Genomic DNA, 18,811 nt, shown 5'->3' on the forward strand with positions numbered 1-18,811 from the left:
TTTCCTTTACCTCCCGCGTCCTCCGCCGTACGGAAAACGTCACATGCGGAACACGCTAGTAGCAGTAGCGAAGTAGTCTTGGATGACCTTAATGCGCTAGAGAACAGCCGTTCCTGGAGTGCTGACATGAAGGACGGCAACGGATCAACTGCTGTCGACTCATCCTGGGGAAGTGGCAATTCATGCACAATGTCGAACCGTAGCCCTTTTGGCCGGAGTCGGCGTTCAAACCGCGTGAGGTTCCGCAGACCATTGTCCGTTCGTTCACACTTTCGCACGAACGGACTGCCTCAACTGAGCTGCGACCGAGCGATAGTGCTACCCCTTTTGCTGCACGCTCCTCACGTGCGCGGGAACCGCGTACAAGCCCTTCAACTCATGCGAACGTTCTTGTCATGCCAGAAGATTTCGAAGTACACGGCCCGCACGATCATGCAGTAGAGCACCCTGCGGCGCATGAAGAAAGCCACGGAGCGGCGCGCATCGCCGTGATGACTGCTGTCCTCGCCTGCGTCGGCGCGATTTCCGCATACCAGAGCGGTGCGGAAGAGAATTTCGCGTTGCTGCACAAGAACGAGGCCGCGATCCAGAAAACCGAGGCGGCTAACCTGTGGGCCTATTACCAGGCAAAGGGCGAAAAGCAGAATCTAGCCGAGCTCGGTGCGGCATTGAGCCAGGAAGCATCGCCGCAAAGAAAGCGTTTCGAAGCAGACGCGGCGCGGTATCGCGAAGAGAAGGAGCCGATCCGCAAGCGCGCCGAAGCGCTCGAGCAAGAAGTCGTGAAGAGCAATGCTGCAAGCGAGGAGCGGCTACACCGACATCATCGTTGGGCGCAGGCCACTACCATCATCCAGATCTCGATCGCGCTTGCTGCGATCACGATTCTCACGCGGCGGAAATGGATGCAACACCTGTCGATGGGGGCTGCCGCGATCGGCGTCGTACTGGCTGGGCTGGCGCTCTTTGGTGTGTAGCGGCACGACGAGCGGGCGCTTGTCGGCCAGTTTCTGGCGTTCGCCAGACAGTTTCAGATCGCCGCCAGTCACCGCCGACAGTCAACTTTCGTCAACCGAAACGGCAGACAGGCGCTGTTAAGCTTTGACCTTCGTGAGATAAAAAACGCAGGCTCTGGCGTCAGCGGCGACCTCACTGTGTGCGCTGGCAACAAGTTGCCGGATTACATGCAACTCGCTTGGGCCGCCGATTACCGCCGCAATTTGAACGGCGCGCCTGACCAAATCGGGCTGCTCGGATGCCAACGCCGCCCGCACTACAGCACACGCTTTCTCGCTGAAATCCGGGATGGTTCGGGAGAATTCTTCAACAATTTTCCGCAGGTGATCCACGCCCACGTACCCCGGCGGTTCTTGTCGTGTCTGTCCCCAGGTGAATGAGTTTCCGTGCGGACCACGTGCCGCCAGCCAACGCCAAATCTCGTTGGTGGGATCTCCACCAAGCCTAATGACCTCGTTGACGATTGTGCTATTCATAGGGGCTGACCACCTAGTGAGAACGGCAAATTATCGACGGGACCCAATGTCCGATGCTGTAAGTTTGAGGGTGAGCGGCGGCTATCGGCAAGCTGCAGTCAACCGCGTACAACGAAATGCCGCTACGTTGACGCCGCAAAAAAAACAATCGCACGAACTCCGACACACCACCGCAGAATCGGTGGCGCGACTGGCCGTAAGTCACTTACTTTCTGCGCAAGCAGTTGCCGATACCCTTACTCCCTACACCCACCCCGCCCCCTCACGTCTGCATAACCAACGACGTAAGCTGCGCCGCCCGCCCCACCGCCGTCTTCGCATAGATCGACTTGATCTGCGTGCGGATCGTGCCGATCGACACACCGCGCAACCCGGCGCATTCCTGCGGCGACAACCCGTCGCAACACAGCAGCACGGCAAGATCAGCCTCGGCCGACGACAGCCCATAGAACACGCGCAGCCGCTGCGCGCGGGCCGACGGCGAACGCAGATCGGCGGCCGTCATCAGCGTCGCGACGCCCGGCCGCTCGCGCATCAGGCGCGATTGCTCGGGCACCGGCATCAGCGCCAGCGGCAACGGTTCACCCGTTGTGCGCCGTAACAACAGCCCGCCGCGCGCGTACGCGTGCCGCCATTGCGCATCGTCGACACAGCCTTCCGGCGCGAATCGCCCGTTCACGACCCGCAGCGCCGGTTCCGCCGCGATCAGCTGATCGGCCGCGCGATTCGTGTAGCGCAGCTCACGCTGCGCGCCGAGCAGGAAGACGGGCACCGGCAGCGCATCGAGCGCCGATTCGGCGGCGGCCACGCGCGCCTCGAGCTCGCCGATCCGCGCCTGGATCTGCAGCGCCCGGCTAATGTGCATCCCCATGTTTTCGATCGCGTGGCGCTGATCGTCGGACAGCCCCTGCGATTCGAGGCCGCCCTGGACGCTGAGGAATGCGCCCGAGCCCTCGCTGCGATGGATGTACAGGCCCGAAATGCTGCCGAGCCCGAAAGGGTGAAGGAATTCCTGATAGAACGCGCTGTGCGTGCGCTGGTGCGCGGACAGGTGCTTGACGTCCTCGAACCAGCGCCCCGCCGGCCAGTCGGCGGCGACCGGCACGACCGGGTCGTACCGATAGAACTCGGTGTTGTAGGTGTGGTAACACGCGGCGACCCATGACGCGTCGTCGCCCGCCGCCTGCTCGATCGCCGGCACCCGCGCCGCGTCGTCGAATGACAGCAGCGTGACCATGCGCACACCGACGCACGATCGCAGCCCGTCCAGCACCGTTTCCCATCGTTGATCGCCCAGCGCCGCAGCGTAGACGTCATCGATCCATGCGGATGGAATCAACCCGTTCATTTGCATCTGGCCACCCCGCGCCGTGCGTTTTTGTCGAACGTCTTCTGCGCATCTTAGTCAATCGGCGCCCACGTTTAAATCACTCGTTCGCGTTTGATCGAAATACCACGTTTGTTACCGCTTATCGTCAGACGTAATGGCCGTTATTCCGGCCCGCACGGTGTCGCCGGCTTTTCATCCGGATCACGGTATGCCATGATGCAGCGCATGACGATTCGAAACACCACGCTCTCGCTGCACCATCACCACGGACGCCCGCTGTTGCGCCGTGGCTCGTTTCGCATCTAGCAATTGCATCGGGTGAATGCCCGATCAAGACGACAACCAAGGCGCCTCCGGCGCCTTTTTTGTTTTTTGCCGCCTTGAAAGCGGACTGCGCCGATCAATCGAACCCGTATGGAGTGTTTTCAATGCAACAGCCCTGGAAAGACATCGCCTTGTCGGATTTACCGCTCCGCGAGGATCTCAAGTTGCGGCACGCGTACGGGGCGCCGCAGCTCGATGTGCCGGTCTGCCTGAACGTCAACGAGAACCCCTATCCGCCGTCGCCCGCGCTCGTCGCGCGCATCGCCACCGCGGTGGCCGACGCCGCGCGCGCGGCGAACCGCTATCCCGACCGCGACTTCGCCGAGCTGCGCGCGCATCTGGCGGCGTATCTGACGCACGACACCGGCGTGACGGTCGACGCATCGAGCGTCTGGGCAGCCAACGGCTCGAATGAAGTGATCCAGCAGATCCTGCAGGCATTCGGCGGCCCCGGGCGATCGGCGCTGGCCTTTACGCCCGCGTATCCCATGTATGACGAATACTGCCGCACGACTTTCACGCGCCTGCATACGTTGCCGCGCACCCGGGATTTCGCGCTGGATCTGGATCAGGCCCTCGACAGCATCCGCGAGCACCAGCCGAGCGTCATCCTGCTGACGTCGCCGAACAACCCAACCGGCACCGCGCTGCCGGTCGACGATATCCGCGCGATACTCGACGTCGCGCCGGGCGTGGTGGTCGTCGACGAGGCCTATGCGGAATTCCGGCGTCACGGCGTCCCCAGCGCGGTGACGCTGCTGCCGGAGCATCCCCGGCTCATCGTCACCCGCACGCTGAGCAAGGCGTTCAAGTTCGCGGGCGGCCGCGTCGGGTATTGCGCGTGTGCGCCTGCGATCGTCGAAGGGCTGAAGCGGGTTCGATTGCCCTACCACCTGTCCGCCTTCACTCAGGCGACGGCCTGTGCGGCGCTGGTCGCGCGTGACGAGATGCTGTCGCAAGTGGAGGCGATCAAGGCCGAGCGCGATTCGACCGTCGACTGGCTGCGTGGCCTGGGCCTCACGGTCGCCGATTCCGATGCCAACTTCGTGATGTTCGGCAAGTTTGCGGATCGGCACCGGATCTGGAGCGGCCTCCTGCGTCACGGGGTCCTGATTCGGGAGTCCGGGCCGCCGACGTATCTTCGCGTGTCGATCGGCACCGGCGCGGAGATGGCCGCGTTTCGTGCGGCACTGCTTGACGTGATGGCACCCGAATAAGCGACCGGCCATCCGGTCGACGACGCGATGAGGCCCATGCGTGGGCCGTATCCGACGATGTACTTACTTCATCGTCGCGAACCGCATTTCCATCGTGTGGATCTTCGCGAGCACCGCTTCGCTGAGCTTTCTGACGTGGCGCGGCACATCGGGCGCCGACAGCAGCTCCTCGATTCGCCCGCGCCAGTAGCTGGGATGCCGCACGCGCCCCGCACCCGACATCGACACATCGTCAGCGCTCGTCTCGCTGTCCAGGAGAGCCACCATTCGCTGAATGTGTGAGAGCTCTCGTTCTGCAAAGTCTCGTGCCAGCATATTGATTGAAATTCCCCGAAATACGACAGCAGGCCTTCCGTCATCAACGCGCCATCGTGTTGCGGTGTAAGGCATTCACCGCACACGTCAGTCGCCATCGTAAGCAGAAGCTGTGTCAGTAAACCGCGTGGGCATTTGCTGATTTCGATACGGAATGGGGAGCCTGTCCGATTGTTCCGACGACTTCCGGCCCCGATGCCCTGCGGTCAATCGTAGGCTGACTGTTGGCCGATGGCATCTCCCAAAGTGGGGATGCGGGGCGATATTGGCGGGGCGGTGTTTCCGGAATTTTCAGGTCGTCGGGCGGTGCGCGGAAGGCATACGGTTGTCGGCCGAAGACAAAACCCCGATCAGTTGACTATCTCGACGACGCGCGTCGGGCGTATGGCTGACCGGTAGGCACGAGGCGAGCATGTACAGTGTGCACGCGAGTAGCGCTGCGCCGTGGACCGCGGGCGACCTGCGCGCCCTGCTCAACAAATCGGCGCGCGAGATTGCCTGGACAACGGGCGAGCGACAACACAGCCCATTCGCCCAATTCGCCGCGCACCTTCAAATCGCAGATATCGAACGCCGCCTGACGCTTCGCAAGATCCTCATCGGCGAGCAGGCTGTCGAAGTCCTTTGGTGGTAATTGCTGGCTTTGCTTTCCGTATTGCTAGCGCGTGCTTTCACCAGCAGGCGCGTCGTGCATCGGCTATAGGAATGTTTCGCGCAACTACACACTCGCGAGACAGGATCCGCTGAAGTCAGATACCGACATCGCCCTGCTTCAGCCCGAAAATGAAATCGACTTCCACCGACGCCCCTTTGGGCAATTGCAGCACGCCGACCGACGTCCGCGTATGAACGCCTGCATCGCCAAGCACCGCGTACAGCATGTCGGATGCGCCGTCGGCGACTTCGCTTTGCATCGTGAAGCCGGGTGCGCTTCGCACATACACGGTGATGCGCGGCACAGTCGCGATCGCGTCGAGTGTGCCGCGGTGCTTCCTGATCAGCGACAGCGCACGCAGCACCGATACGCCGGCGGCCCGGCGACCTTCGTCGAGCGAAACGGATTCCCCCACTACGCCCACGAAATGCACCACGTCGCCGATTCGCGGAATCTGGCCGGCAATGTAGGCCGTGTTCCCGTCGATCAGAATGGGCGTGTACTTTCCGCCGATCCTGATTTCCTCGTCCGGATTGAAGCCGAATTCGGCCGCGACCTGCGTCAGCTTATCGTCTCTGTTCATTGGTGAATCCCCCGATACTTCAGAAAAATGTAAAGAATAATTAAGTCTCGCGCGGATGTCTCGACGAAAAAATCCCGCTGCGACCGATCAAAGCGACGTGCCGCCGCCGTTAAAAAGTTTCCGGGTAATCCTCTACGTTTTCTCAAACATGACACACTTTTCAGGTGTTCGAAGCAGTCCTGCATTGCTTTATCGATGACAAATCTCGTAGTCGAAGAGAATTTCCTCAAAACTTTCTGCTGAAACCGCTATCATATGTGTACTCAACCTGAAGAGTGATACATGGCAACGTACAAGGAACTGAAAGCCCAAATGGAAGCTTTGGCCGAGAAAGCCGAAGCTGCACGTGCCGCGGAATTCCAGGCGATCGTCGACGACATCCGCACCAAAGTTGCGGAATTCGGCATTACCGAGAAAGACATTTTCGGTACGCGTCGTGGTCGACCGGCCAAGCAAGCGGCCGCCCCCGTGCAGGCAAAGTATCGCGACCCGAAGACCGGGGCAACCTGGTCGGGCCGCGGTCGCGCGCCCGCATGGATCAAGGACGCGAAGAATCGCAATCGATTCCTGATCCAGGAATAAGATTCTCGACGCGCACCGGCGCGCGCTAGCGCGCCGCCCTGCTATTTGGGCATCGATACCGGCGGTATTTAAAGGCTGCTCCGGTGTGGTGACGATTTGCGCCATCCGGCGCGTGGTTGCACGCTACGCGCCGGATTTCATGCTGCCCAATATTTCCTGATTCAACGTTCGTAATAAATCGCAAGCCAGACGGATTGTGTTGCTTCGTGCGTCCACGCGACGCGATGACGGCAATGCGGCTCGATCAGCACGTAGTCGCCGGGATGCATTTCATGGCGCGTCGGACCTTCTTCGAATTCGAGTACGGCGGCGCCCGACAGCAACACGACCCATTCGGCGCGCGAGTCGTCATACCAAAAGCCATCGGGGCTCGCGTGCCCCATCGACACGATTCGCTCTACGTTCAGACGCTGCCCGGTGACGAGGCGGTCGATTTGTTCATCTTTACCGCGCTCGCCATCGGTGGTGAAAAGATTGCCGGTTTGAAGTTGCATGGGGCGGCCTCGTCGATGATCGTCGGGGAAAGAATCGTGCGTTGAGTGACGCAGACTTTCACCTCAGTCTAACGATCACCATTGACACTGACTCGTTTCATCGGAAACAGCATCATAGCGTTCCACATGCCTGAAACCGGCCGCGGATTCAACCCGTCGATACATCGAATTGATGAACGCGCTCAGCGGATGTATCGAAGTCCCGTATCGCTCGCGGACGTTCACACTCGATCCAGCGGAACGGTAAGCAGGTCGATCACCGCTTGCGTCTCGGGGCGCACGCCGCGCCACCACGCAAAGGCTTCCGCCGCCTGCTCCACCAGCATGCCAACGCCATCCGCTACACCGGCGACCCCTGCATTGCGCGCGAGTCGCAAGAACGGCGTGAGGTGCTTGCCATAGGCCAGTTCATAGGCTGTGCCATGCGGGCTGAACACGCCGGGCGGCACGGGCGGCAAATCGCCTGTCAGACTCGCGGACGTCGCGTTGACCACCAGATCGAAGCGCCCCATACGCTCGAGTTCCCCGTAAGCGCATGCCGTTATCGGGCCATACGAAGCCAATTGCGATGCCAGCGCTTGCGCTTTCTCGACATGACGATTCGCCACCACCAGTTGTGCGGGGCGCGCGCCCAGGAAGGGAAGCAACGCGCCGCGGGCCGCGCCGCCGGCACCCAGCAGCAACACACGCTTGCCCGCGAACGGCGTGTGAAGATTCACCTCGATATCACGCAGCAGGCCGATGCCGTCGAAGTTGTCTGCGAGAATCCGACCGCCGTCGAACTTGAACGCGTTCGCCGCGCCTGCAAGCGTCGCGCGCTCGCTGCGCTCATCGGCCATGTCGAATGCCGCAAGCTTGAACGGCGCCGTGATGTTCATGCCCTTGCCGCCCGCCGCGATAAATTTCCGCACCGTTGCCGCGAACGCGTCATCCGGTTCGCACGGCCCCTCGATGGCCGTGTAGTGCATCGCCTGCTGCGTCGCTTCGGCGAAAAGCCCATGAATCAGCGGGGATTTCGTATGGCCGATCGGATTGCCGATCACCGCATAGGTATCGCTCATCGTCGCCTCACTTGTCGAACAGCACGCCATCGGTTTGCATCGCATCGATCTCGGCGGGCGTGAAACCCAGCGATTGCGCGACTTCGGCATTGTGCTGCCCCAGATCCGGGGCAACCTCTCGGATCGTGGTATCGCATCCGGAAAACCGGAACGGCAGATTCGGCAGGCGCAGCGTGCCGTAACGCGGATGCTCCTGTTCGACGATCATGCCGCGTGCCTGGATTTGCGGATCGGCGATCACTTCGTCGATGCGTTGCACCTTCGCGCAAGGCACATCGATGCCGTCGAGCAGTTCGAGAATCTGCGTCACCGTGCGCGCGGCGACCCACGGCTCGACCACGCCGAGAATGTCCAGCCGATGCGTATTGCGACCCACGCTATGGTGAAACCGCTCGTCGGTGCCAAAGCCGCGCGGCCCGCCGCTCGCTTCGATCAGCGACGCGAAGCGCTTCCACGCATCGTCCACCTGCGCGGCGATCACGAGATCGCCATCGGTCGCGCGAAACACACCATAAAGCGTCGAGCCGGGCATGTCGTGCCCGGTCTGTTCGGGCAGCACATCGGCAAGCGTGTAGCACTGGACCGCATATTCGTGCATCGAGACGAGCGTGTCGTAAAGCGCCATGTCGATGTGCTGCCCTCGCCCGCTTTTCACGCGGCCGAGCAGTGCCGCATTGATGGCCGCGACCGCGTGAATGCCCGTGTACATGTCCCCGAGCGAAATACGCAGCAGCGGTGGGCGGTCGCCGGGCGTGCCGACCATCTGCATGATGCCGCTCTTGGCCTCGGCGATCAGTCCGAAACCCGCGCGATGGGCGTCCGGCCCCGTGTGGCCATACGCGGAAATGGAGCAGTAGACCAGCCCTGGATTGCGCGCGGAAAGCGCTTCGTAGCCGAGCCCAAGTTTGTCGAGCGCGCCGGGCCGGTAATTCTCCACGAATACGTCGGCCGAATCGCAGAGCCGCTCCATGAAGGCCTTTCCGCGCGGGTCCTTCATGTTCACGCTGACGCCGCGCTTGCCCATATTGAGCTGCAGAAAATAGCCGCTCGAGCGAGCGTCAAGCACGGTCGCGTGCTGGCGTCCCGCATCGCCGCTGCCGGGTCGCTCGACCTTGATCACTTCCGCACCCAGCGCCGCGAGGCAACGCCCCACGTACGGACCCGCGAGAAAGTGGCTGTAGTCGACGACACGAATCCCTTCCAGTGGACGCGCCTGTTTCATCGTTCAGCTCCCGGCCGGCGCGGCACCATCAGACGATGCTCACCTCGCTGCACCACTTCGCCGTGCTGATTGATCAGCTCCGAAGGAAGCGTCACGATGCCCCAATCCGGGCGGCTCTTGCTCGGGCGCATCGCGCCGATGCGAAACTTCACATGCAGCACGTCATCGACCTTGATCGGCAGAACGAAGTCCCAGCTCCAGCCCAGCGACATGCCCGGCACAAAGCGATAATCGCTGCGGGTCTTCAGGCCATCGGCAATCGAAAGACCAAACAATCCATGCGCAACGAGGCAGCCAAAGTGGCTCGCGTTCGCATACGCTTCATCGACGTGCACCGGTGTGTGATCGCCGGTGAGATCCGCGTACGCGAGAATGCGTTCCTTCGTGACGGTGTAGCTCGGGCTCACGCATTCGTCGCCTTCGCGTGCGTCGTCCCAGTATTTTTCGACGATGGTCATGTCATGCCTCCGCGCGCGGATTGATGGCGAGCGCCTGGCCCACGCAGCGCGCGGGTTTCGCCTGAATGAATTCGATGGCGAGACCATCGGGCAAACGCAGCCAGTTCGCACCTTGCGGCATGGGCTGCACGTCGTAGCGGCGGGCGGCGGCGAGCGAGGCTTCCACGTCCTCGCACATGATGCCGAGATGGCCAAGCCTTCCTTCGGGGCCCGAAAAATCCGGCTGGTGGATGAACTGCATGCCGCCGAGCGTCCAGTACTGGCGCGGCGCTTCGGTCGTGCCGTCGACCTCGCGCATCGTCATGCCGAACACCTCCTCGAAAAAACGGATGTGCCAGTGGATGTCGCGCACGAAGACGGCGACATGTTCGAGATAGGCTTTCGGTTGGCTCATGCTTGCGCCTCCGCTTTCCGGCGGTCGACCATCGCGCGCTCGATGCCCTTGATGCACGCAACCAGCGTGGCGTTGACCGGCGTCGGCACACCGTAACGCGCGCCCCAGCGCACGACCGAGCCGTTGATGAAGTCGATTTCGGTCACGGAACCTTTTTCGAGGCTTTGCAGCATCGACGTCTTGAACGCAGCGGGCAAGCCCTCGGCGGCAAGCGACCACGCCTGCTCCGGATCGTTCATCGACAGGGTGACGCCTGCCGCCTTCGCGGCCGCGATCGCTTCCGCGACGGCCGCCAGCGAAGTGGCCTTGAGCAGCGGCTCGTCATAAAGCTGGCCGTAAGTCAGCGACGTGATGCCGGTCAGCGCGCCCGTCGCGACATTCACGAGCAGCTTGTCCCACATGGTGCCGACGATGTTGTCGCTGACCTGCGTGTCGAGGCCCGCGTGGCTGAATGCGTCGGCAATACGTCGAACGCGATCCGTCACGCGTCCGTCCAGTTCGCCGATGATGGTGTGCTTGCCCACGACGCCCGACTCGATGTGCCCCATGCCGCGGAGTACGCCCCCCACATAGGTCTTGCCCGCGAGCACGCGTTCGCGGCCCACGGCGTCGGCAAGAATGTCTTCGTGACCGAGGCCGTTTTGCAGTGACAGCACCAGCGTTTCAGGTCCCACCAGCGCTTGCGCGCCGCGAATCGCCGCATCGGTGTGGAACGATTTGACGAGCACGATCACGACCTCGGCCACCCCTGCTTCGTCCGGCCGGGTGGTCGCGCGGACTTGCACCTGGCGCGTGCCGCTTGCGTCGTCGACGCGCAGGCCGTGGGCTCGCATCGCATTGACATGATCGGGCGAGCGGTCGATCAGCCAGGTCTCGTGGCCGCCTTCGGTGAGCGTCGCGCCAATCGCGCAGCCCAGCGCGCCGGCACCCAGAATGGCAATTTTCAAGTGCGTCTCCTTAACGTGTGACGTCACGATAGGAGCCGCTTCATCATGTCGCAATACAATGGATACAATGACATCATTGCCACACGCAATATCGTTGATCTGCGATGACCCCGACCGATCTGCCCGACCTCAAGCTGCTGCAGTTGTTCGACCTGCTCTACGACACGCGCAGCGTCACACGCGTGGCTGAACAACTCGGCCAGAGCCAGCCGACCGTCAGCATCTGGCTCGCGCGGTTGCGCGAGCATTTGCACGATCCGCTCTTTATCCGGACGCCCGGCGGCATGGCGCCCACACCGCAAGCGGATGCGTTGATCGGCCCATGTCGGGAGATTCTCGAATCGTTGCGGCGCTTCTCGGCCTGGGAAATCGCCTTCGATCCGGCGACTGCGCAAAGACGCTTTCGCATCTGCATGACCGATGCGAGTCACGTGACGCTGCTGCCGCGTCTGCTCGCCTACGTGCGCGCACAAGCGCCTCGCGTGCGCCTGGAAGCTGCGCGGATCGACGGCAACACGGAACGCGCGCTCGAATCGGGCGAGGCCGATCTTGCGATCGGATACGTGCCGTGGCTGAGCGGCGGCATCTATCAGCAACAGCTATACGAGCAGGATTGGGTGTGCCTGGCGAATCGCCATCATCCGCGTATTCGCAAGCGGCTCGGCGTCAAGGCGTATCGCACCGAAGGCCATGTGGCGATCACGGGAGGAACGGGCACGGCGCTGCTCGAGCAGGCGCTCGTGCGGGAGCGCATTGAACGGCAGGTGGTGCTCGAATTGCCCGGTTTTCTGGGGCTCGGCGCCATTGTGCAGACCACCGATCTGATCACGACCTTGCCGCGCCATATCGGCGAGACGCTGGCTCAGGCCAGCGATCTCTCGGTACATCCCTGCCCCATTCCCGTCGAGGGCTTCGCCGTTCGGCAACACTGGCACGCGCGCTACCATCAGGAGGCCGGCAATCGCTGGCTGCGTTCGGTCGTGGCCCGGCTGTTCGGCATGTCTGGAGCGGACGTTACAGGCTGACGATTTGCCGTTTCGGCATCGATGTCTGCGGGTCCATCGCAACGATCGCGCGCACGCTCGCGGAAATATGGACGCCGTGACGGAAAGCGATCGTTGGCATGGCCGTCGAACATCAGTGATGGTCGCGCCGGCACAAGCCGCACCTCAGACGTCGCAAGTATTGCGGCCGGTGCAATGCCGCCAAGGACACTCGATTCCTTTCAACACATATCGATTGCCTTCCACATGAAAGGAATGGCGACGGATCCGTGCCGCGGGAATAAAACCAGGCCGACTCCGGTATATCGGGGCGTCAGGCCGCTCACCACGCCGAACGAGCCGGTGCACGACGCCCAACCGAACCGGAGAGACCGCAATGTCACACCCCAACCACGTCGCCTACACACGCTTCGCGATCGCCATGCACTGGTCGATCGCCATCTTGATCCTGTTGAACCTGATGATCGGGATCTACATGGATACCTTTCCGCACAACTCGTCTCAGTTCAACGGCATCCTGTTCTATCACGCGTCGATCGGCAGCCTGATCTTCATGCTGACCGTGCCGCGCCTCGCGTGGCGTGCGACGCATACGCCGCCGCCGCTGCCGGCCAGTGTTCCGGCATGGCAGGCGCGGATCGCCGGTGCACTGCACGGCGTGCTGTACCTGCTGCTGTGTCTCGTGCCGCTGACCGGCTACGTGCACCGCCTCGCTGGTGCCCATCCGGTCAGTTTCTTCGGCATCACGGAATTGCCGGTGCTGGTTGGCCGCGACGAACCGCTGCGACTCCTGACCGATTCGCTGCATCGCGCGCTGGTGCTGACGCTTGGCTTGCTGCTGGTCATGCACGTCGCGGCCGGACTGAAACACAAGTTCGTCGATCGGGACGGTGTCGCGGAGCGGATGGGAATCTGAGCGCAACCTGGCGGTTGATGTTCGCCCGAAACGGCCACCCGAACATCGGGATCCCAAGCAGCCGACATTCGTCGCTGTATGCAATGTGGATGTGGGATGATCGTCCCGCCATGCAGCAACTTCGTCACCGTCTGCAGAACGAACGACCGATGAGAAGAATTTTCAGCTCCCGACACCCGCTCGAGGTGGGGCGCTGCCAGAAGAATGCTGCTTTGCCGGAGTAGTGCAGCCACTACTCCGGACTTCCACGCCGGCGATCAGAAGCCGTGGTACATACCGATGTTGACTTGAACCTGGTTGCCGCCCGATGCGGTGTTGCCAAAGTCCGCAACGGAAGCCTGAGCGCCCTTGGCATGAACGTACCCGCCCATCGCGTATAGCGCGGTGCTTTTCGACAGCGAGTACGTCGCGCCCAGCGACACCTGGTTGATCGACGCCATCGTGCGGCCCTCGGCAGCCAGCGCGGGCGTGGCCGCGGAACCGTAGACATACGTGTACCCGGTCGCCAGCGACAGCGCCGGCGTTACCTGGTACTGCAGGAGCGCGCCCAGCACGTTGAAGTGGATCGACGGCTGGCCGGCGTTGCCCTGGTACTGCGCGTTCGAGTAGCGCAAGCCAGCCGTGTACGGACCGATCTGATATTGCGTGGCGACTTGCGCGATGCCCGCGCTCTTGAATGCATTGCCGCCGTTGTAACCCGAACTCGGATAGCCCAGCGCACCACCGAAACTCGGCTGCGCCGTTGCGTTCATCCACCCGTTCTCACCCTGGTTTGCCGCATGGAAATAGCCGCCGGCGACCGTCAGACCGCCCTGAGCGTAGTTCGCCGCCACCGACCACGACTGGCCCGAACCCATCGAGCCGGCCACGCCGCCGAACGAGTACGCGCCTTCGGCCTGGAAGCCGTGGATGAGCGGCGAAATGTACTTCACGGCGCTGTTCTGGTTCGTCGTGTTGTCGTTGTTGTCCACGTCGCCCGGGGTCGAGAACGTCGACGCCGAAATGGCGTCGCCCGTCAGGACCTGAACCATTTCCGTCACGGCGTCGAGCTGGCGCCCCAGACGCACGGTACCGTACTGATCGGAAGCGAGGGATAGGTATGCCTGGCGGTTGAACAACGAGCGCGTGGAACCGATGGGCCCCTGGCCGCCTATGCCGCCCGTACCAATATTGAAGCCGTTTTCGATCTTGAAGATCGCCTTGAGGCCGCCACCGAGATCCTCCGTCCCCCTGAGGCCCCACTTGTTCGAACCTGCGGCACCACCATCGAGGCCGAACCGCTTGTGGCCATTGATGTTCGACGTGTAGCCGATACCTGCATCGAGCATGCCATACAGGGTGATCGACGACTGTGCCATTGCTGCCGACGATGCTGCGAAGGCGGCAACAGCGATAACGCTGACCTTGATTTTCTTGTTTTTCATCTGTATTTCACTGTCAGGAGTGGTTGCGGGATTGTTTGAAACGGGTTTTGTTGTATTCGAATGCAGATGACGGCGCATGGGCTGCGCGTCGTCTCAGGTTGCAACAGCCGGCTTCATGTTCGCCAGATCGGCATATTCGACTCGATCATTTCGTCATCCTCAAAATTTCATGCCGGAAGGCGCCTCGCATCTCGACCTGTCCCGCATTCCATCGATTGGAACCATCGCGGCGTCCCGCCTGGACGAAAGCCGCTGCGTTGCTTCCGTTGTCGCTCCAGCTGCTATCGAATTCGCCATCCGGACGAACAGATGTGCCGAATCCGCGAAGCCGAAAAACTCGAGCGGATCGCCACGCGGAACCGAACGTTTCTTCAATGGCAATTCGAAGAAGCATTGGGTCGTCACGTTCCACACTCACGCCATACCCACGAGCGAAGTGGGCGAAGACGAAACCGGCCACGCTCCACCCGCGACAACAAGCGCTATGGAAATGCCGACCGCCGTCGCAGGCTGATCGAGCGTCCGGTTCAGCCGCTGGAGAAGCACGCGAACTTTTCGCCAATCACCAATGCTGCAAGCGGGACGCGCTTTGCAGGTGCGAAAAACCATATCAGGAACATAAATCGTCGTCAAAATTTGTTTGATATAAGTTAATCGCGTTTGATACCCGTGCGGACTACCGGGATTTCCCTGATAGGAATTGGCGCCAGGACGAAGTGTTGGAAAAAGCCGTGCCGTCGGACAAAGACCTCGTGCGGAACGGGTACGCCCAGGCGGGAGCGGCAGACGTTCACTACCGTGATATCGCGTCGCTCCTGACATGGCCGCGGGACATCGCCATTCAGGTTGGCATCGCGGAGATACGCCGCGTCTACGCCGGACGCCGGCACGGACGCAACGCGCGAAGCGGCGTCGGCGAAACGGTTCGTATCGGAAACCGAAGCGAATTTCTCACTGAATGCATTGCGGTTATTCGGGACACGGGATTGCCCAATGCCACGAGGGATACGGGACGCTGGCGCGCCCTCCATCTAATCCGGAACGTTGGATATTCAACGTCGACGCAATGTCATTGCCTGGATCGCCACGTGCAAGGGTCAGCGTTCCCGCGCCATTCCGGGATGAGCCCACGTCCCGTCAGTTGCATTGCGGATGACGCGCTCGACAGATTGCTCAAAACGGGGGGATGGAGATGGCGTGTCGCAAGTGATGAGCCCGCCATCCCGCGACCGTCGATCGTGTCGAACATGAAACGTAGCGGCCGCCCAATCCATGCGGCGGCCGCGGAAGCGACTTCGCCTACTTCTTGACCACCGGAACGGTGAGCGAACTGACGAGCGCCGTCACCGGTGCCAGCAGACCGCCACCCGTCACAGCGCCGCCCCCTTGCCCGGAATTGCCGTTCAGCGAGACAGCCAGTGCCGGGACGACGCCGGCCACCGAGCCGACAGCCGAACCGACAGAATGCACCGCCGTGTTGACGATCGTCGCGCCGCCGGAGACAAGTGTGCCGACTGCGTTGGTCGCACCTCCGACTGCACCGGCTGCCGTGCCGCCGTTGAGTGCGACACTCAGTGCCGGCAACGTGCCTGCGATCGCGCCGGTCGTACCGGTTACGGTGTTCGCCAGCGTGCCCGCGAGGCCGGTCGTCACCGCCGCGAGGGCTCCGGCTGCACCGCTTGCGCCGTTGATGACGCCGGTTCCGGAGCCGATGATGCCGCCGACGCCGCTCGTTGCAGGTCCGATCAGCGACGTGACGGCGGATGCGATCGGCGTGATCGCCGCCGTGCCGCTGCCGGCGATTCCGGTTACCGCGCCGGACGCCGCACCGATTGCACCATTGGCGGCACCGATCGGCAGCGATCCGCCGAGGGTGCCGACGATGCTGGTGATCGGCGTAATCAGCGCGCCGCCATTGCCCGCGACACCGGTGACGGCGTTGACGACTCCCGTGCCGGTGTTGGCCACCGTGCCCACGACACCACCCAGGCCACCGATCGCACCACCGCTGCCGCCAACACCGCCCAATGCGCCGGTCAACGTGCCGACTGCGCCGGTTGCCGTGTTGGCAACCGTGCCGACGACGCCGCCCAGGCCACCCGTTGCACCACCGGTCCCGCCGATACCGCCCAACGCGCCGGTCACCGTACCGACGACGCCACCGAGCCCCCCGGTCGGATCGCCACTGCCGCCAACGCCTCCCAAGGCTCCCGTTACGGTACCGATCGCGCCGGTTGCCGTGTTGGCTACTGTGCCGACGACCCCACCCAGACCACCCGTTGCGCCACCGGCCCCGCCGATACCGCCCAAGGCGCCCGTCACCGTGCCAACCACTCCGCCGAGACCACCGGTCGGATCGCTGCCGCCAACACCACTCAGTGCACCCGTTAACGTGCCGACTGCACCGGTTGCCGTGTTAGCTACCGTGCCAATGACGCCGCCCAGACCACCCGTTGCACCACCAGCCCCGCCGACGCCGCCCAAGGCGCCCGTCACCGTACCGACCACACCGCCAAGACCACCAGTCGAACCACCGCTGCCGCCCCCGCCACCCAGTGCACCGGTGACCGTACCAACCGCACCAGTCGCCGCGTTGGCTACCGTGCCAACGACGCCGCCCAAGCCACCCGTTGCACCACCGGTCCCGCCAACACCACCCAGCGCACCCGTCAACGTGCCAACTGCACCGGTCGCCGTATTGGCTATCGTGCCAACGACACCACCCAGGCCACCTGTCGCGCCACCCGCCCCGCCGATGCCGCCCAAGGCTCCCGTGACCGTACCGACCACACCGCCAAGACCACCAGTCGAACCACCGCTGCCACCCACGCCACCCAGTGCACCGGTTACCGTACCAACCGCACCGGTTGCCGCGTTGGCTACTGTGCCAACGACGCCGCCAAGGCCACCCGTTGCGCCACCAGTTCCGCCGATGCCGCCCAACGCGCCGGTCACCGTACCGACCACGCCACCGAGGCCACCGGTCGGATCGCCACTGCCGCCGACGCCACCCAAGGCTCCCGTTACGGTACCGATTGCACCAGTTGCCGTATTGGCTACCGTGCCAACGACACCGCCCAGGCCGCCCGTTGCGCCACCAGTCCCGCCGATGCCGCCCAGGGCTCCCGTCACCGTGCCGACCACGCCACCGAGGCCACCGGTCGGATCGCCGTTGCCGCCAACGCCACCCAAGGCTCCCGTTACGGTACCGACTGCACCGGTTGCCGTGTTAGCTACCGTGCCAATGACGCCGCCCAGACCACCCGTTGCGCCGCCAGTCCCGCCGATGCCGCCCAACGCGCCCGTCACCGTACCGACCACACCGCCGAGACCACCAGTCGAACCCCCGCTGCCGCCCACGCCACCCAGCGCGCCAGTGACCGTACCAACCGCACCAGTTGCCGCGTTGGCTACCGTGCCAACGACGCCGCCCAGGCCACCCGTTGCGCCACCAGTCCCGCCGATGCCGCCCAAGGCTCCCGTCACCGTGCCAACCACTCCGCCGAGACCACCGGTCGGATCGCTGCCGCCAACACCACCCAATGCACCCGTCAACGTACCGACTGCGCCGGTTGCCGCGTTGGCTACCGTGCCAACGACACCACCCAGGCCACCCGTCGCACCACCCGCCCCGCCGATGCCGCCCAAGGCTCCCGTCACCGTGCCGACCACACCGCCGAGACCACCAGTCGGATCACTACCGCCCACGCCGCCCAGTGCACCGGTGACCGTACCGAGCACACCCCCGATGCCGCCTGTGGCGCCACCGCCGCCACCCATCCCGCCGAGTGCCCCCGTCACGGAGCCGGCCACGCCCGCGACCGGCTCGAGCAATCCGTTACCCAGATTGATGGCCGCACTCCCCGCCGCCGACCCTGCCGCCCCGATCGCGATACCGCCGGCATTCGTCGGGCTGCCAACCGAGACGATCGCGTTCCCCCAACCCGCCACGGTGCCGACGAGCCCCCCAGCCGCCGACGAACCGCCGCCGATGATCACGCCATCGGCATTACTCAGGCTTCCGGGCACGGACGTCACGACCACCGCCTCGGACGCGCTGGCGGCCACGCTGAACAAAGCCGCGACCGACAAGGCGATACCTGTCAATTTCACGTTCATTTTCGTTTTCATGAAGACCCTCATTTCGGTTGGACAACCGCGGAACAGCTCGAACGATGACGCCTGGATCCTGCCGCCACGAAGGTGGCGCGAATCGTTTGCGGATCGCCCGATACGACACGTGTTGAAACGGGTTTAGACAGGCCGGAGAGGCGGGATGTCAAACATCGCGCCATACGTTTCACGCCAATTGATTTGCATCACGAAACTTCTGTCATGCGAATCGAACAACCAACCAAGGAACCATCGATCAACCATCGGCCGCTCGCGACAACG

General features: G+C 63.1%; 19 protein-coding genes. 7 read left to right on the forward strand and 12 right to left on the reverse strand.

Going from position 1 to position 18,811, the window contains the following annotated elements; all coding sequences use genetic code 11:
* Positions 1-395 precede the first annotated feature (395 nt).
* Entirely contained in the window at positions 396-974 is a 579-nt protein-coding gene (locus tag QZM35_RS14875; RefSeq protein WP_089433823.1) for a DUF4337 domain-containing protein, read from the forward strand.
* Positions 975-1,091: 117 nt separating this feature from the next.
* Here the strand turns inward: QZM35_RS14875 and QZM35_RS14880 are convergent, their stop codons facing one another.
* On the reverse strand, positions 1,092-1,490 hold the full coding sequence (locus QZM35_RS14880) for a hypothetical protein (RefSeq protein WP_143329933.1): 399 nt from the start codon (positions 1,488-1,490) through the stop codon (positions 1,092-1,094).
* A gap of 262 nt (positions 1,491-1,752) precedes the next feature.
* Complete coding sequence (locus QZM35_RS14885) at positions 1,753-2,838, reverse strand: helix-turn-helix transcriptional regulator (RefSeq protein WP_301776236.1); 1,086 nt, start codon at positions 2,836-2,838, stop codon at positions 1,753-1,755.
* A 347-nt stretch (positions 2,839-3,185) separates the two neighbouring features.
* Between QZM35_RS14885 and QZM35_RS14890 the strand changes: the two genes are divergently transcribed.
* Positions 3,186-4,361: a histidinol-phosphate transaminase gene (locus QZM35_RS14890; protein ID WP_301776237.1), complete on the forward strand. Its 1,176-nt coding sequence runs from the start codon at positions 3,186-3,188 to the stop codon at positions 4,359-4,361.
* Between the two features lie 63 nt (positions 4,362-4,424).
* On the opposite strand, the gene QZM35_RS14895 is transcribed toward QZM35_RS14890, so the two are convergent.
* Positions 4,425-4,676 (reverse strand): hypothetical protein, encoded by a 252-nt coding sequence (locus tag QZM35_RS14895; RefSeq protein WP_089433827.1) that lies wholly within the window; start codon positions 4,674-4,676, stop codon positions 4,425-4,427.
* A 412-nt stretch (positions 4,677-5,088) separates the two neighbouring features.
* Here QZM35_RS14895 and QZM35_RS14900 point away from each other — a divergent pair, with 412 nt between their 5' ends.
* Complete coding sequence (locus QZM35_RS14900; protein ID WP_301776238.1) at positions 5,089-5,310, forward strand: hypothetical protein; 222 nt, start codon at positions 5,089-5,091, stop codon at positions 5,308-5,310.
* A 115-nt stretch (positions 5,311-5,425) separates the two neighbouring features.
* Here the strand turns inward: QZM35_RS14900 and QZM35_RS14905 are convergent, their stop codons facing one another.
* Positions 5,426-5,914 (reverse strand): RidA family protein, encoded by a 489-nt coding sequence (locus QZM35_RS14905; RefSeq protein ID WP_301776239.1) that lies wholly within the window; start codon positions 5,912-5,914, stop codon positions 5,426-5,428.
* Positions 5,915-6,196: 282 nt separating this feature from the next.
* Between QZM35_RS14905 and QZM35_RS14910 the strand changes: the two genes are divergently transcribed.
* The gene (locus QZM35_RS14910; protein ID WP_011350136.1) at positions 6,197-6,496 is read left to right on the forward strand and encodes an H-NS family nucleoid-associated regulatory protein; all 300 of its coding nucleotides are present in this window, start codon (positions 6,197-6,199) and stop codon (positions 6,494-6,496) included.
* Positions 6,497-6,657: 161 nt separating this feature from the next.
* Here the strand turns inward: QZM35_RS14910 and QZM35_RS14915 are convergent, their stop codons facing one another.
* The 6 genes from QZM35_RS14915 to QZM35_RS14940 all read right to left on the reverse strand — a co-directional run bounded on the left by QZM35_RS14915 (position 6,658) and on the right by QZM35_RS14940 (position 11,072).
* Complete coding sequence (locus QZM35_RS14915) at positions 6,658-6,990, reverse strand: cupin domain-containing protein (RefSeq protein WP_089429845.1); 333 nt, start codon at positions 6,988-6,990, stop codon at positions 6,658-6,660.
* A 221-nt stretch (positions 6,991-7,211) separates the two neighbouring features.
* A complete protein-coding gene (aroE, locus tag QZM35_RS14920; protein WP_089429846.1) occupies positions 7,212-8,051 on the reverse strand; it encodes a shikimate dehydrogenase in 840 nt (279 codons plus the stop codon).
* Positions 8,052-8,058: 7 nt separating this feature from the next.
* Positions 8,059-9,273 (reverse strand): CaiB/BaiF CoA-transferase family protein, encoded by a 1,215-nt coding sequence (locus tag QZM35_RS14925; protein ID WP_089433830.1) that lies wholly within the window; start codon positions 9,271-9,273, stop codon positions 8,059-8,061.
* A complete protein-coding gene (locus tag QZM35_RS14930) occupies positions 9,270-9,731 on the reverse strand; it encodes a MaoC family dehydratase (RefSeq protein ID WP_039347828.1) in 462 nt (153 codons plus the stop codon). The genes QZM35_RS14925 and QZM35_RS14930 overlap by 4 nt, the downstream gene beginning before the upstream one ends.
* 1 nt (position 9,732) lies before the next feature.
* Positions 9,733-10,125 (reverse strand): VOC family protein, encoded by a 393-nt coding sequence (locus QZM35_RS14935; protein ID WP_089433831.1) that lies wholly within the window; start codon positions 10,123-10,125, stop codon positions 9,733-9,735.
* Positions 10,122-11,072 carry a ketopantoate reductase family protein gene (locus tag QZM35_RS14940; RefSeq protein WP_089433832.1) on the reverse strand — a complete coding sequence of 317 codons (951 nt, stop codon included), beginning with the start codon at positions 11,070-11,072 and terminating at the stop codon, positions 10,122-10,124. Before QZM35_RS14940 ends, QZM35_RS14935 begins: the two co-directional genes overlap by 4 nt.
* Before the next feature lie 104 nt (positions 11,073-11,176).
* Between QZM35_RS14940 and QZM35_RS14945 the strand changes: the two genes are divergently transcribed.
* On the forward strand, positions 11,177-12,097 hold the full coding sequence (locus QZM35_RS14945; RefSeq protein ID WP_089429850.1) for a LysR family transcriptional regulator: 921 nt from the start codon (positions 11,177-11,179) through the stop codon (positions 12,095-12,097).
* A gap of 355 nt (positions 12,098-12,452) precedes the next feature.
* Positions 12,453-12,992 (forward strand): cytochrome b, encoded by a 540-nt coding sequence (locus tag QZM35_RS14950; RefSeq protein ID WP_089429851.1) that lies wholly within the window; start codon positions 12,453-12,455, stop codon positions 12,990-12,992.
* Positions 12,993-13,249: 257 nt separating this feature from the next.
* Here the strand turns inward: QZM35_RS14950 and QZM35_RS14955 are convergent, their stop codons facing one another.
* Positions 13,250-14,416: a porin gene (locus tag QZM35_RS14955; protein WP_301776240.1), complete on the reverse strand. Its 1,167-nt coding sequence runs from the start codon at positions 14,414-14,416 to the stop codon at positions 13,250-13,252.
* Positions 14,417-14,492: 76 nt separating this feature from the next.
* Between QZM35_RS14955 and QZM35_RS14960 the strand changes: the two genes are divergently transcribed.
* Positions 14,493-14,930: a hypothetical protein gene (locus tag QZM35_RS14960; RefSeq protein ID WP_301776241.1), complete on the forward strand. Its 438-nt coding sequence runs from the start codon at positions 14,493-14,495 to the stop codon at positions 14,928-14,930.
* A 785-nt stretch (positions 14,931-15,715) separates the two neighbouring features.
* Here QZM35_RS14960 and QZM35_RS14965 read toward each other — a convergent pair.
* Positions 15,716-18,547: a hypothetical protein gene (locus tag QZM35_RS14965; protein ID WP_301776242.1), complete on the reverse strand. Its 2,832-nt coding sequence runs from the start codon at positions 18,545-18,547 to the stop codon at positions 15,716-15,718.
* Positions 18,548-18,811: the final 264 nt, after the last annotated feature.

It is taken from the genome of Burkholderia sp. AU45274 (assembly GCF_030482505.1).
Classification (GTDB): domain Bacteria; phylum Pseudomonadota; class Gammaproteobacteria; order Burkholderiales; family Burkholderiaceae; genus Burkholderia.